This is a genomic window from Chitinophaga ginsengisegetis, assembly GCF_900168065.1.
Taxonomy (GTDB): domain Bacteria; phylum Bacteroidota; class Bacteroidia; order Chitinophagales; family Chitinophagaceae; genus Chitinophaga; species Chitinophaga ginsengisegetis.
Genome location: NZ_FUZZ01000004.1, coordinates 665,542 through 679,626 on the forward strand (window position 1 = coordinate 665,542; position 14,085 = coordinate 679,626).

At 49.8% G+C, this 14,085-nt stretch carries 10 protein-coding genes; 5 read left to right on the top strand and 5 right to left on the bottom strand.

Annotated elements, in window-relative coordinates; all coding sequences use genetic code 11:
• The first annotated feature begins 8 nt into the window (after nucleotides 1-8).
• On the top strand, nucleotides 9-1,358 hold the full coding sequence (locus tag B5Z18_RS25350; protein WP_079472324.1) for an alpha-L-fucosidase: 1,350 nt from the start codon (nucleotides 9-11) through the stop codon (nucleotides 1,356-1,358).
• A 218-nt stretch (nucleotides 1,359-1,576) separates the two neighbouring features.
• Complete coding sequence (locus B5Z18_RS25355; protein WP_079472325.1) at nucleotides 1,577-2,281, top strand: 3-keto-disaccharide hydrolase; 705 nt, start codon at nucleotides 1,577-1,579, stop codon at nucleotides 2,279-2,281.
• 23 nt (nucleotides 2,282-2,304) lie between these two features.
• Here B5Z18_RS25355 and B5Z18_RS25360 read toward each other — a convergent pair whose 3' ends face one another.
• The 5 genes from B5Z18_RS25360 to B5Z18_RS25380 all read right to left on the bottom strand — a co-directional run bounded on the left by B5Z18_RS25360 (nucleotide 2,305) and on the right by B5Z18_RS25380 (nucleotide 8,113).
• Nucleotides 2,305-3,327 carry an MlaD family protein gene (locus B5Z18_RS25360; RefSeq protein ID WP_079472326.1) on the bottom strand — a complete coding sequence of 341 codons (1,023 nt, stop codon included), beginning with the start codon at nucleotides 3,325-3,327 and terminating at the stop codon, nucleotides 2,305-2,307.
• 3 nt (nucleotides 3,328-3,330) lie between these two features.
• On the bottom strand, nucleotides 3,331-4,104 hold the full coding sequence (locus B5Z18_RS25365; protein WP_079472327.1) for an ABC transporter ATP-binding protein: 774 nt from the start codon (nucleotides 4,102-4,104) through the stop codon (nucleotides 3,331-3,333).
• 2 nt (nucleotides 4,105-4,106) lie between these two features.
• Entirely contained in the window at nucleotides 4,107-4,901 is a 795-nt protein-coding gene (locus B5Z18_RS25370) for an MlaE family ABC transporter permease (RefSeq protein ID WP_079472328.1), read from the bottom strand.
• A 243-nt stretch (nucleotides 4,902-5,144) separates the two neighbouring features.
• Nucleotides 5,145-7,205 (bottom strand): TonB-dependent receptor, encoded by a 2,061-nt coding sequence (locus B5Z18_RS25375; RefSeq protein WP_079472330.1) that lies wholly within the window; start codon nucleotides 7,203-7,205, stop codon nucleotides 5,145-5,147.
• A 92-nt stretch (nucleotides 7,206-7,297) separates the two neighbouring features.
• On the bottom strand, nucleotides 7,298-8,113 hold the full coding sequence (locus B5Z18_RS25380; RefSeq protein ID WP_079472331.1) for a serine O-acetyltransferase: 816 nt from the start codon (nucleotides 8,111-8,113) through the stop codon (nucleotides 7,298-7,300).
• 126 nt (nucleotides 8,114-8,239) lie between these two features.
• Here B5Z18_RS25380 and bla point away from each other — a divergent pair, with 126 nt between their 5' ends.
• The 3 genes from bla (at nucleotide 8,240) to B5Z18_RS25395 (ending at nucleotide 14,079) form a co-directional block, all read left to right on the top strand.
• Nucleotides 8,240-8,965: a BlaB/IND/MUS family subclass B1 metallo-beta-lactamase gene (gene bla, locus B5Z18_RS25385; RefSeq protein WP_079472332.1), complete on the top strand. Its 726-nt coding sequence runs from the start codon at nucleotides 8,240-8,242 to the stop codon at nucleotides 8,963-8,965.
• 164 nt (nucleotides 8,966-9,129) lie between these two features.
• Nucleotides 9,130-11,610 carry a YfhO family protein gene (locus tag B5Z18_RS25390; protein WP_079472333.1) on the top strand — a complete coding sequence of 827 codons (2,481 nt, stop codon included), beginning with the start codon at nucleotides 9,130-9,132 and terminating at the stop codon, nucleotides 11,608-11,610.
• A gap of 120 nt (nucleotides 11,611-11,730) precedes the next feature.
• Entirely contained in the window at nucleotides 11,731-14,079 is a 2,349-nt protein-coding gene (locus B5Z18_RS25395; protein WP_079472334.1) for an ABC transporter permease, read from the top strand.
• Nucleotides 14,080-14,085 lie beyond the last annotated feature (6 nt).

A 14,085-nucleotide genomic window follows, 5' to 3' on the forward strand; every position in this document is an offset into this window, starting at 1 on the left:
ATTGCATCATGAACAAACAACTTAGGAAATTAGGGATCATCCTGCTGTTATGCAGCCCGCTCATCGCGCTGCAGGCGCAGGAGAAAAAAATGATCGGACAGGAAACACCGGCCCAGAAAGAAAAACGCATGGCCTGGTGGACACACGACCGCTTCGGCATGTTCATCCACTGGGGCCTGTATGCACTGCCCGCACGCCACGAATGGGTGAAACATAACGAACGGCTCACCAATGAACAATACCAAACTTATTTCGACTTATTTAACCCCAACCAGTTTGATCCGAAGTCCTGGGCAAAACAGGCAAAGGCCGCGGGAATGAAGTACGCCGTACTCACTACCAAACATCATGAAGGCTTTTGCTTGTTTGACTCCAGGTACACCGATTACAAAGCCACCAACACCAAAGCCCACCGCGACCTGGTACGGGAATTTGTAAATGCCTTCCGCGCAGAAGGCATCAAAGTAGGGTTTTACTACTCGCTGATCGACTGGCACCATCCTGATTTCACTATCGATGGCATGCACCCGCAACGGGTAGAGAACGGCGCCGACAGCACCTACGCACGGCTCAACAAAGGCAGGGACATGAACAAATACCGGCAGTATCTCCGCAACCAGATCTCGGAACTGCTTACCCAATACGGTAAAATTGATATCCTCTGGCTCGACTTCTCCTACCCCGGCAAAAACGGAAAAGGTAAAGACGACTGGGATGCCGTGAACCTCCTGAAAATGATCCGCAAACTGCAGCCCGGCATCATCGTGGACAACCGCCTCAACCTCGAGGAATACGAAGATGGCGCCGACTTCCTCACCCCCGAACAGGTGAAAGTGGAAGAACTGGCGCAATACCGCGGCAAAACATGGGAAACCTGTCAGACCTTCTCCGGATCATGGGGCTACTACCGCGATGAAAACTCCTGGAAAAGCACGCACCAGCTGCTGGAACTCCTCATCGGCTCCGTAAGCAAAGGCGGTAACCTTATCCTGAACGTAGGTCCCACCGCCCGCGGCCTGTTCGACTACCGCGCACAAAGTGCCCTCGGCAATATCGGCGACTGGATGAAAGGCAACAGCGAATCCATTTACGGCTGCACCTATGCACCAGAGAGTTTCGAGGTACCTAAAAACACCATGCTCACCTACAATCCCACCACCCAAAGATTGTATGTACACCTGCTGGAATACAACAACCGCCTGCAACTGCCGCAATACAAAGGCAAAATAAAGTATGCCCAGCTGCTGCACGATAACTCAGAAGTGAAATTCACTACTGACGGCAACAACATCATATTAAACCTGCCGGAGAAACAACCTGATATGGAAATTCCCGTGGTGGAATTAGTGCTGAACTAAGCGGGTTTTGTCTTTTTCAGGATTAACCTGATTATACTGATTCAGGGATCTGATCACTTCTGATTTAAAATGATTTTGGGAGATATAAGCGGATATTAGCTTATATCTCCCAATTTTTTTTAATCCTTATAAAATCAAAAAAGTAAAATCAAAGTAATCAGTATAATCAGGTTAATCCTGAAAAAGACAACATCCGCAGAATTTATTATATTTAGTTTATGAAGAAATATCTTTTCTCTGCCCTCACAGCCGCCGCTTTGCTGGGCGGCATTGCCAACGTACACGCACAAACGCGCAGCCTGTTTAACTTTAAGGACCTCAGCGGATGGCATATCGACGTTCCCGCGATGGACAAAGATCCCAACGTGAAAAGCCCTTTCATTGTAAGGAACGGCGTTTTTGTAAGCCTGGCCAATCCACAGGGCCACATCATTACCGACGCCAGTTACGAGAACTTCCGCCTGGAAGTACAATACCGTTTCCCGGCCAAACCTGGCAACTGCGGCGTACTGGTATTTGCTTCTACCCCACGGGTATTATATGATATGTTCCCGAAGTCCATTGAAGTACAATTACAGCATAATGATGCGGGGGATTTCTGGTGCATAGGGGAAGATATCACTGTTCCGGATATGGAAAAACGCAGGGGACCGAAAAATGAATGGGGCGCCGTAGATGGCAAAAAACGCCGCATCATCAATCTCACTGATGGTTCCGAAAAACCGCTGAAAAAATGGAACACCATGATCGTGGAATGCGTAGGCAACGCCATAAAGGTATGGGTAAACGGCGACCTTGTTAATTACGGCACCAACGCCACAGCCAGCAAAGGACAAATTGCGCTCCAGGCAGAAGGTTCGGAAGTGGAGTTCCGCAAGGTGGACCTCACGCCTATTACAGCATTCTCCGAAAAAGGGCATTAGCGGCCGCAGGGAGAAACGCTTTGTTACTTCTGCGCCTGACGCTCCGCTTTCTCCTTTTCTTTCTGTGCTTTCCTTTCCCGCTTCGCCTGTTTCCGGAAGTAGCCGCGGAACAGGAAATTATTCCGCAACGCCAGCATGTTGGTATCCAGTTTCTGGGTACCACTTTCGAGGTTATAGATCGTTTCTTTAAAAGCATCCGCCAGCAGGGTATCCTTTAAGAGCATGCCCACCGGCGCTTCGGGATCATCCAGGTTGGCCCGCAACCCTGCACTGGCCTGCCGCAACTCCTGTACGGTTTGGTTGGCGTTGAGTGCAGCGCTGTTCATTTCGGTAACGGCTGTACGAAGTTTTGCAAATACCAGCGTATCAGTTACCAGGTCGTTGGACAATACACCTTTAGTTTGCAGTTTGGCAGCATACAAGGATAAAGCACCCGTGAGCCGGCGGGTATTCACCACCGCGTCATTCAGTCCGGCCATCGTGGTATTGAGATCTTTGTAGATAGTATCCTCGGTAAGCAATCTCCCTAAAGTACCTTTCCCATCTACTATCCTTTTCGTGATCACTTTCAGGTTATCAGTGATTTCCACCAGGCTTTTATTGTTTACCTGGAGGGTGCTCATAATTTCTTCTGTGCTTAAACCACTGGCCACATGCAATTGATCCCCATCTTCTATCACCGGCATATTGGGTGTGCCGCCGGACAGCATCACGATTTTGTTACCCATCAGGCCTTCGGAGCTGATACGGGCCTCTACATCCTTATGGATAAACTCCTGCGAGCTTTCATCAATATTCATTAACACCAGGATCTGGTTGGTTCTTACAAAACTGATCTTCTTCACCGTACCGATCTTTACGCCGGAATACAGGATATTGCGGCCTGCGGATAAGCCGTTTACATCTTTAAAATAAGCCTTCACCTGGATGGACTTACTGAACAGTTTCTGTTGCTTGCCCAGCATCATAATGGCCGTAACAAAAATAACAAGGCCCACGAATACAAAGATGCCTACAATAACAGCGCGTTTTTTTCCTGCTTCCATAACTTACTGTATAAAATTATAGTCGTAAAAACTTTTAATAAGTCCTTCCTTCTCGTTAAATACTTCTTCAAAACTTCCCTGTCGTATAAATTTCCCTTCATCCATTACTGCTACCCGGTCGCCCACTTCTTTGGCGCAGGTAAGATCATGGGTGATGATAATAGAACTCGTATTGAACCTTTCCTGTACCGCGATGATCAGTTTATTCAGTTCCATACTGGTGATAGGATCCAAACCGGCAGTGGGCTCATCATACAGCATAATTTCCGGCCGCAGGATGAGGGTACGGCCAATGCCTATTCTTTTCTTCTGGCCACCCGATAGCTCCGACGGCATCTGGTTGATGGTTTCCGGTAACCCGATGGCTTCCAGTACAATGTCGATCGTTTTCCGGATCTGGTCTTTGGTCATGTCCCGCTGGTTACGTTTCAATGGAAAGGCCAGGTTTTCCCCTACCGTCATACTATCGTACAGGGCGCTGCTTTGAAAAGAGAACCCTACCTTCAGCCGCAGTGCGCGCAGGGCGGCATCTTTGAGCTGATCCACCTCTTCTCCCAATACATTTACCGTACCGGCATCCGGCTTCAGCAACCCGATGATAATTTTTATCAGCACCGATTTACCGGTACCGGACCGGCCCAGCACTACCACATTTTCGCCTTTATGAAGATCGAGGTCTATTCCCTGTAATACATGCTTCTGCCCAAACGACTTATAAAGGTTCCGGATACTGATCACGGTTTCATTCATATCTATCTGGTGACCATTTGTTTTCATGACTAGCGGATGGAATTAAACACGTGAACAATAATTACTTCTTCTATAAATATCAGGAACATGGATACGATCACCGATACATTCGCCGCTTTACCCACGCCCGTGGTGCCCTGGCTCGCATTAAAGCCCTGGTAGCAACTCACAATACCAATAGTAAACCCGTACAGGATAGCTTTGGTAAGCGCCGTGGTATAATCAAGGAACGTGATCTGCGCAAAGGCATTGTCAAAAAATGACACCAGGCTGGTTTGTTCGTGGGCATGTACATCAAAATAAGAACCCAGGCAACCAATGAGGGCATTGTAAAACATGAGCAATGGCAAACAAACCGTCATGGCAATTACGCGGGTCACCACCAGGTAACGGAAAGGGTTAATCGCGGATACCTCCATCGCATCAATCTGTTCTGTTACTTTCATAGAACCCAGCTCCGCACCGATGCTGGAGCCCACCTTACCCGCACAGATCAATGCGGCGATCAGCGGCGCCAGCGCTCTCACCACCGCAATAGCCACCAGCGACGGCAGCCACGCCGTAACCCCAAATTCCGATAAAGTAGGACGGGATTGCTCCGTAAACACCACGCCGGTGATAAACCCTGTTACCGTAACAAGGGCCAGCGACTTATACCCCACCTGGTAACATTGCCGCACAAACTCGCCCCACTCAATAGGAGGCCGGAATGCCTCCCTGAAAAAGCGGGCTATAAAGACGGCGATATCATAAAACTGGAGAAAAAAGCCATCAATTTTTGCGGTTATGACCGGCTTATCCGATTTTCCGTTAGTAGAATTCATCTTCTTGTAAATGCTTACTCACTTATTACAATTCTATGCCGCTTTTGTTAAATACACAGTTGTTAATGTCAGGCCCCGCTGTGACAGGAATTTTAACCCCGTGGCGCCGGAAGTCGCTGCATGTGCGTGATACCCCGTGAGGATGTCTCTTCACATTACGGTCATTATCTTCCCCAACTGCACAAAAAAAATGCAGCGGAATATTGTTCCGCTGCATGATCTGTGGTGGGGAATAGCTGATTATTATAACTGCATGCTGATGCCACCGAAATAATTTCTTCCCGGCGCAGGGTTGTAATACCGGCCGCCGAAAGCGTTAAGATCGTTACCCAGGCTGTAATTTACATTCAGCAGGTTATCGGCGCCGGCGCGTACACTGATGCTGCAACGGGAACGCAGCGGTAGTTTCCAGCTCACATTGGCCTGCAGCAGGTGGTAGCCGCCGGCAAAAACGCTGTTGGCATCGTTCAGTGGTATGCTGCTGGTAAAAGTATGCTGCGCATATAACGACACCGCCGCCGGGAACTGCCACAACAAACTGCTCACCAATACATGCTGTGGCACACCGGTGAGTGAATTCCGTGAATAGTCTTTCCCATCGGCGCTTACATAGTGGTTAAACTGGAAGTCGCTCAGCGTGTAGCCTTCCTGCCACCGGATGCCGCGCAATACGCCGCCGGTGCGTGGTTTCATCAGCCACCACATGCCCTGTACCTCTATCCCTTTCTGCTGAACGCCACCGGCATTGGTAAAAAACTCCTCGCCGCTGTCGTGCTGCCGGAGCACAATAGCGTTTTGCATTTTGTAATAAAAGAAGGCCGCGTCGATAGTGGCCGTATGATGGCGGGAAGCCGCGCGTACGCCGGCTTCATAGTTCCAGCCGGTTTCCGGTTGCAGCGCCGTATTGATCACGTTGTCGGATGCACGAACTTCTGCCGTAGCCGGTGGGGAGTAGCCCCTGCTTACCGTAACCCGGCCCGTTAGCTGCGGGGTAAAGAGGTACGACAGCGAGAAACGCGGCATCAGCTGCGGTGTGAATTTGATTTTCGTGTGCCCGTTGCTGTTGTAGCTGTAGCCATAATAATTTAAACTGGCGGCCGCTTCAAAAGTAAACGCCTGCACATTGGCCTGGAAGCGGGTAAAGAAAAAGTATTGACTCGCTTTTAGTTTATCGGCAGCTATCACCGTATCGCGCTTCCCCTGCTTGTTACCATAATTGATGACGTCGGTGGTGGTTTGCTGCCACTCTGCGCCATTCAGCCATTTCCACTGGAACAGGGACGTGCGCCGCGGATCATTGGTCCATTGCAGGTAGGTGCGGAAGCCGGCGGTATTTTCATCGCGGGCTTCATAGTTGGTGATAAAAGGGTTTTCGAAATGGGTGTTGGCGCCGAACACCGACAGCACATGCTGCAACCGGGGCGTGAACTGCGCTTCATGGACCAGTCCGCCCTGGAAGGTGCGGTTATAAATCCCCGCCTTTTGCGCCACCGCGCCCGGTGTGGCCGGCGTGCCGGGACGCGCCGCACGTGGGTTGGCCTCACTTTGTGCCAGGGTGAGCCCTCCCGGTGTGCGGTACGACAAATCAGAATAAAACGCCAGCAACTTCAGGGCGTAACCGGGTTTGTATTCCCAGCGTTGAGCCGTTTGGGTATAAGACCGTTTCATGGCAGTATTCTGGCGGTAGCCATCTGCCCGCTGGTATCCCTGGAACACCTGCACCTGGTAGTTTTTCCATTGCTGCTGCCAGGCCGCGCTGCCATGAAACAGGCCATAGCTGCCTCCCTGCAGGTTTACCTGCAAATGATGCGTATCCGCCGGTGGCGGGAAAAGATCCAGTCGCACCACGCCGCCGGAGTTAGCGCCAAACAGGCTGCCATCCGGTCCTTTCAGTATTTCGGCGCGACTTACCGCGTCAGCATCAATAAGATTGAGATAAGTATTGCCTCCCGCATCGGTCAGCGGGATATCATCTGCATAAATTTTAATATTCCGGATACCAAAGGGCGAACGGAGTAAACTACCCCTGATGGATAAACGATAACTGCCCGGCGACCTTTCCTCCATTCGTATACCCGGCACCGTGTTCATGGCAGGCAACAGGGAAACGCCCTGCTGAAGCTGCATATCGGCCGGCAACAGGATACTCACGGCAGTGGGTACACGCTGCAGGGAAGCTTTTGAATAATAGGATTGTACTACTACCTCCGGCAGTTGCTGCAGGGTATCCTGCTGGGCCTTGAGCCCCGAAGAAAAGGATAGTATGGTTAATAAAACGCCCACAGGCAAAACGCTCATTCGCATGTCAGTAGTTCTTTATCCGCCGCGGAGACGGTCATCTTTCGGCTTAAGATATAAATATTTCTGCGAATGCAACGGCTATTTGTGTGGAACAGTTATACGCCTGTTTTGGTGGTAATGCGCACCTGGTGGGTATTGAACACCTGCGAATACGGCGGAACGCTCTTCGTGATAAAAACGCTGCCGCCAATAATACTGCCCTGCCCGATCACGGTATTGCCGCCCAGAATGGTGCTGCGCGCATAAATGATCACGTTGTCTTCTACTGTCGGGTGTCTTTTTACATCAGATAACTCCTTTGTAACATGCAGCGCGCCCAGCGTTACGCCCTGGTATATCACCACGTTGGAACCAATGATGCTGGTGGCGCCAATCACGATCCCCGTGCCGTGGTCTATAATAAAAGGAACATTGATAGTGGCGTTGGGATGAATATCAATCCCCGTTTTGCCATGCGCAAACTCGCTGATGATCCGCGGCAATACCGGTATATCCAGTCGCGTTAGCCGGTTGGCAATGCGGTATACTGTGATGGCATAAAACCCCGGGTAGGACACAATTACCTCGTTCACACTGGTAGCCGCCGGGTCGTATTCATGTATTTTAGCGGCATCCTGGCGAAGGTGCTGATATATGGTTCCCAACGAGTTATAAAAGTCATTTACAATTTCTTCTATAGGTACCTCCCGCGGGTCCAGGTAACTGAGCAGGATGTTTTCCAGGTCTATCTGGTTCTTTTTTAAGATGCCCTCATAGGAGGTTTGTTTGGGGAGATGATTTCCGGGGAATAAAAAACCAACCAGGTCGTTCAGCCAGGTAATGGCATCCTGGGCAGACGGCGTGGCCTCCCACTCCGCATGATGCGTTTTCCGGAGTAAGCTGATTAATGTTTGTGTATGCCTGTTATCCATACGGGTGTGGGATTTACCGGTAAGATATGAATAATCTACTAATTTAGTAGGGTAATGTTTAAAAAGAAGAAAATAAGCTGCAGCCCGGTGATTAATATGTAGTTTTGCTGCTCATCCTGTTTTTTTATGAGACTAGTTTTTGCTTTTATCTGCGCCCTGCTGATATCAGGCGCCACATCTGCCCAGGACACCAGCAGGTTCCGGATTACCACCGCCCACCTCACTGGTAACCTTTACGTATATACGTCTTATGGTGAATTCAAAAATGTGGTGTACCCTACCAACGGCGTGTATGTGGTAACAAAGAATGGCGTAGTGGTAATGGACACTCCCTGGAGCGTGGATCAAACCCAACAACTGGTAAACGCTATCATGAAGAAACACCACCGCAAAATCATTTACTGCATTGTTACTCATTTTCATGAAGACAGAACCGCCGGCCTCGACCTCTTCAAAAAGCTGGGCGTAAAAACCTATAGCAGCACCGCCACCCTGGAAATGTGCAAAGCCAAAGGAGAAAAACAGGCGCAGTACGTATTTACCAAAGACACCACTTTTAATATAGGCGGCGTAAAAATTCAAACTTACTATCCCGGTGAAGGACATACGAAAGATAACATCGTGGCCTGGTTCCCCACAACCAAAGTCTTGTACGGCGGTTGCTTTATAAAAAGCAGCGAAGCAAAAAGTATTGGCTACACCGCAGATGGCAATGTAAAAGAATGGCCCGCCAGTGTAGAAAGAGTAAAACAACAATTTCCTAACCCGGCTTATGTAATTCCCGGTCATGATGCCTGGCGTGGCAGCGGAGCCGCCATGTTCTCCCGCACATTGGAACTGCTATCTCAATAAGGTTACTGTGTATATTTTCCCTGTAAGCGTACCTGTTTATAGCTTATAACAACACCCGGCTATCTACTTAAAGTAAAACTTTAAGTCAACAGCCCCCAAAGGGGCCTAAGTAATTATAACCTACATTAACTGTCCTTCCTAAATAATATGAAAACCAGCGCAATATGAAATATACATGGCTTAAAGCTTTAACTCCTCACCTGTGCGCTTTGCTCCTCTTTGTAGCCCTGGCATTTGTGTTTTGCAGCCCTGTACTGGAAGGCAAACAATTATTGCAATCGGACATGGTGCATTACAAAGGCATGCAAAAAGAAGCGGGCGATTACTACGAAGCTACCGGCGATATTCCCCTCTGGACCAACAGCATGTTTGGCGGTATGCCCACCTATGTTATCTACACCGGTCCCTCTACCAACAAAGTAGGCATCCTGAACCGCGTATTTGCTTTGTACCTCCCCAACCCGGTAGATATGTTCTTTGTGCTGATGATGGGCATGTATGTATTGCTATGTGTGCTCAACTTTAAATACTGGATAAGGATAACCGGCGCCATTGCTTACGGTTTTGCTACGTTTACCATTACGAGCATCGATGCCGGGCATATCACCAAAGTAATGAGCATGGCTTATATAGCGCCGGTACTGGGCGGTATCATCCTCGCTTATCGAAAACAATACCTCGCTGGCGGAAGTCTCACTGCCCTGGCGGCAGCGGTGATGATCTACAACAACCACCCGCAAATCACCTACTACACCGGCATCATCGCTCTATGCCTGGCAATAGCTGCGGGCATACACGCTTTCCGGGAAAAGCAGTTACCCGCCTTTTTCAAAGCATCAGCGATATTAGTGGCTGCCGGTATCCTGGCTATCCTCCCTTCAATGGATAACCTGCTCATCATGAAAGAGTATACCAGCTACACTATCCGGGGCAGCCAGTCGGAGTTAACAACAGACCAGCCCGACAAGGCCCCGAAGAAATCCGGCGGCCTCGATATCGGCTACGCATTTCAATGGAGCTATGGCAAAGGGGAAACCTTTACCATGCTGCTGCCCCATCTCGTAGGCGGGTCTACTTCTGAAAAGCTGTCTACCGGTTCTCATGTTTACCAAACCCTCACTGATATTGGCGTACCACCTGCAAAGGCGGCGGAAGCCGTAGAACGGCCCTCGTGGCAGTTATACTGGGGTGGCCAGCCCTTCACCGGTGGCCCTGTTTATATTGGCGCTATCATTTGCTTCCTGTTTGTACTCGGCCTGTTCATTGTTCACAGCTGGCATAAATGGTGGCTGATAGCCGCCACGCTCATCGGCATAGTACTCAGCTGGGGCTACAACTTCCCGGAACTGAATAACTTTCTCTTTTATCATCTTCCCTTATATAGTAAATTCCGCGCACCTACAATGGCGCTGGTAATTCCACAGGTTACGATGGTGATCCTCGCATGCTGGGCTTTACAGGAATTATTATATGGTAAGCAGACAAAAGCCTGGCTGGAACAACACCTTAAAATGACGCTGTATGTAACCGGCGGGCTGGTATTACTGCTGGCCATTGGCGGCAGTATGGTATATGCCTTCAATGGCCCTAATGATAGTAACATCCTTGCCCGGTATACACAAATGCTGGGCGGTGAAATACCCGCCGCGAGATTATTGAATGCCCTCAAACAGGACCGCAGCGCCATGCTGCGCGCCGATGGCATCCGCGCACTGGTGTTTATACTCATCGCCTTTGCAGCGCTCTGGTTCTCCCTGAAAGAAAAATTAAAACCGGTATACGCTACAGGAATTATTGCCTTTGCGGTGCTGTTTGATCTTTTCCAGGTAGATAAAAGTTATCTCAATGAAGATAGCTTCATGGAAGCATCCAACCTGGAAAACTATATCGCCCCGTCGCCTGCGGATGAAATGATCCTGCGCGACAAAGACCCTTATTACCGCGTGCTCAACGCCACTACCAATCCTTTTCTCGATGCCAATACGAGCTACTTTCATAAATCCATCGGCGGGCAAAGTCCGGCGAAGCTATGGATCTACGAAGACCTCATCCAACACCAGCTCACCAAAAACAATATGGCAGTGTTCAACATGCTGAACACCCGCTACTTTATAGTACCCGACCGGCAGAGCGGTCAGCCGGTTGCGCAACGCAACCCCGGCGCACTCGGCAACGCCTGGTTTGTAAAAGCCATTCAGTGGGCGCCCAATGCCAATGCGGAAATGAAAGCGCTCGATCATTTTAACCCGGCAGATACCGTGATCATCGACCAGCGCTTTCAGCAAACTACCGGCGCCTTCACTCCCGCCGCCGATAGCAACGCACGCATTGTACTCGATAAATATGGCCTCAACGAACTGAAATATACTTCTGTGAATAGCGGCGCAGGATTGGGGGTGTTCTCCGATATTTATTACCCCGCCGGCTGGAAAGCCTTTATCGACGGGAAAGAAACGCCTATTCTCCGGGTAAACTATGCCCTGCGCGGCCTCGTTGTGCCGGCAGGTAAACACGAAATCGTGTTCCGCTTTGAACCGGCCACTTTCTTCCTCGGAAGAAAGATCTCCACCATCTCGTCTATATTATTATTGGTGGTGGTAGCTGCAGGATTTATCCTGACATGGAGGAAACAGGGACCGGCATAACGCAAAGCTGTTTTCATCACAGCAAATGCAACTTCTGTCACATTATAAATAAATGTTCCGCGCCCGCAGTTAATTTTAGGTAGTATAGAAGAACCCGTTCTTCTCCCAAAACTATCCGCTATGTTCAAAAACTACTGCAGGCACGGCTGGAGAAATCTCCTTAAAAACAAACTTTCCACCCTTATCAATATAGGTGGCCTCTCCATTGGTTTGGCGACGGGCATCATTATCCTGTTATGGATCAACGGGGAGGTTAGTTATGATGCCTTCCATCAGCACAAAGCAAGTATTTACCAGCTGATGAGTAATTCGTACCACGATGGCAGGTGGTTTACCGGGGACGCTACCCCGGCGCCACTGGCAGAGAAAATGAAACTTGGGTTCCCAGAAATAAAATATACCACGCGTCAGGCATATGGCGGGCAACAGCTGCTCAGCACCGGTAAGAAAAGTATTTACCAGCAAAGCATGTACGCCGACCCTGATTACTTTAACATCTTTACCTTCCCGGCTATTTCCGGGAATCCCGTTACCGCCCTTCAGGACCCGGGCGCCATCATACTTACGGAAAGTACCGCCCATAGGTTGTTTGGCGATAAAGATCCAATTGGCAGTATTATCAAACATAATAATCAGCATCACCTCCGGGTGGCAGCGGTGATCCGCGATGCACCGGAAAACAGTTCCATTCAATTTGATGTAGTGCTCCCCTTCCGCCTTTATGAACTGGAGAACGCCGATTGGATCAACCGCTGGGATAATTACCGTGTTGGGAACATCGCCCTGTTGCAGCCGGGAAGCAGCGTGGAGGGCTTTAACAAAAAGCTGAAGGAGTCAAGGATAGCAAATGCTACAGATAGTATCAACTACCTGTTTGCCTATCCGTTCACCGCGCTGCACCTCCACAGCGGGTTCAAAAATGGTAAGCCCAGCGGCGGGCGTATAGAGATCATGCTGCTGCTAGGCACCATCGGCCTTTTTATTTTACTGATTGCGTGTATTAATTTCATGAACCTCTCTACTGCACGTGCAGAGCGCCGCGCAAGAGAGGTAGGCGTAAGAAAAGTGCTGGGCGCATCGCGGATCACTATCATCCTTCAATTTCTCATAGAAGCGCTGATCGTCACCTTTGGCGCGTTGCTCCTGGGAATACTGCTGGCGAAACTGGCACTGCCGGGACTTAACAGGATATCCGGTAAAAGTATCAGCCTTGATTTTATGAACTGGCAGATATGGACCGGGTTATTATTGCTGCTCCTGTTCACCGGCCTGGTAGCCGGCAGCTATCCGGCGTTTTTCCTGAGCGGCTTCCGTCCCGTAAAGGTGTTAAAGGGCGTCATATCCACCAATCGTGGTGGCGGATTATTCCGGAAAAGCCTCGTGACGTTCCAGTTTATCATCTCCATTTTTCTTATTATCACCACCATCGTTATATACAAACAGTTGCAGTATGGCGAAAACCGGCCTGTGGGTTACAACCAGGACAACCTGCTGGAAATACCCGCCCGCGGCGAAATGGCGAACAAGTACCTCCTGCTGCAGGAAGACCTGCTGCGTATTCCTGAAATAGAAAGCGTGTCGGCCGGTACGGACGACCTGTTACGATTTGGCGGCGCTACCGATGGCATTGCCTGGCCCGGGAAAACCGCGGATCAGAACTTCTCCATTAATATTACCTGGGTGAAATACGACTGGGTAAAAACCGCCGGGCTACAACTCGCCGCAGGCCGCGATTTCAGCCCGGAGTATGGCCGCGATTCCGCCGGATGCCTGGTAAATGAAGCTGCCGTAAAGAAAATGGGATTGAAGGAACCGGTGATCGGTACCATGCTTGGTAACAATCCGATCATTGGGGTAGTGAAAGACTTTGTGGTCAATAACCCTTACCGGTCGTCGCCACCGCTGGTCATCTATTTTGGCTCCGGCCCCATGAGCCATATTTTTGTACGGCTTCGTAAAACGGAGCACCCGGAAACAGCCCTTGCAAAAATTGAAGCGGCTATCAAAAAAAGTAATCCTGAATTCCCGTTTGAATTCAGCTTCACTAAAGAAGCTTACCGGAAAATGTTTACAGGCTTGCGTTCGTCCGGGTTCATGCTTAACTGGACCAGCAGCCTGGCTATCCTGATCTCCTGCCTGGGGTTATTTGGTTTATCTACCTACCTCGCGGAAAGGCGCAGCAAAGAAATCGGTATCCGTAAAATTATGGGCGCCAGCGTGGGCAGGATCTGGTATATGCTTGCTAAAGAATTCCTGAAACCGGTATTCATTGCTTTTGTGATTACGGTACCGCTGGCGGTGCTGGCCATGCAGGAAGCCCTGCGCAATGTCGATTACCGGGTATCACTGCAGTGGTGGATGTTTGCGGCAGCGGGCATCCTTACGGCGCTCATTGCATTACTCACCATCAGCTTCCAGGGTACGAAAGCTGCGATGGCCAATCCTGTGAAGGCATTGCAATCGGAATAAAATAAA